Origin of the sequence: Acinetobacter sp. TUM15071 (assembly GCF_008980925.1) — a bacterium.
Lineage (GTDB): Bacteria > Pseudomonadota > Gammaproteobacteria > Pseudomonadales > Moraxellaceae > Acinetobacter > Acinetobacter dispersus.
Window position 1 is genome coordinate 1 of record NZ_BKGB01000043.1, and the last position, 633, is coordinate 633.

General features: G+C 39.8%; 1 protein-coding gene and 1 pseudogene. One reads left to right on the forward strand and one right to left on the reverse strand.

Annotated features, from left to right (window positions below; all coding sequences use genetic code 11):
- On the forward strand, positions 1–370 hold a 370-nt coding region (locus tag GBI66_RS19120), incomplete at its 5' end, for a DUF2520 domain-containing protein (protein ID WP_151717179.1).
- Positions 371–383: 13 nt separating this feature from the next.
- Here GBI66_RS19120 and GBI66_RS19125 read toward each other — a convergent pair.
- Positions 384–633: pseudogene (locus GBI66_RS19125) on the reverse strand (glutathione S-transferase); the annotation flags it as partial.

Genomic DNA, 633 nt, shown 5'->3' on the forward strand with positions numbered 1-633 from the left:
AGAACTACTTTCAGATTTAGCAAATAGCCTAAGCGGTCGAGTGTATCAATACACTTCGAAGCAGCGTTTAACTTTGCATTTAGCGGCTGTGTTTGCTTGTAACTTTAGTAACTATTGTTTTGATATGGCAAAGCAGGTTGTAGATAAAGAGCAGGTCGACTTTAGTTTGCTCTATCCTTTAATTTTGGAAACAGCAAAAAAAGCGACTGAAAATGATCCAAAGCAAATGCAAACTGGGCCTGCGGTAAGGGGAGATCAGAATATCTTGGCAATGCATCAAGACTTATTGGCTCAAGCAAATCGAGATGATTTAAAACAGGTCTATCAACTTTTAAGTGATGGCATCGTGAAGCGCCATCACTCGGACTAAAGCTTGCTTAAAATTAAGGTTCGCCGTTATTGCCCCATTTTAAGAAACCAGCACGTTGATTTAACCGTTCAAAATATTGGTCGACATGCTTAAGCGTTGGATGGTCAAAAGGAGTGGCCTTCCAGCGTTGTACAGACAGACCAATTGGAATATCGGCCAAGCTAAATTGTGAACCAGCAACATAGGCCTGAGTTTTTTCAAGTTGTTGATCGAGAATCTGTATATGATGATTCCAGTCATCAATACCTTGTTGTAATAAGTTT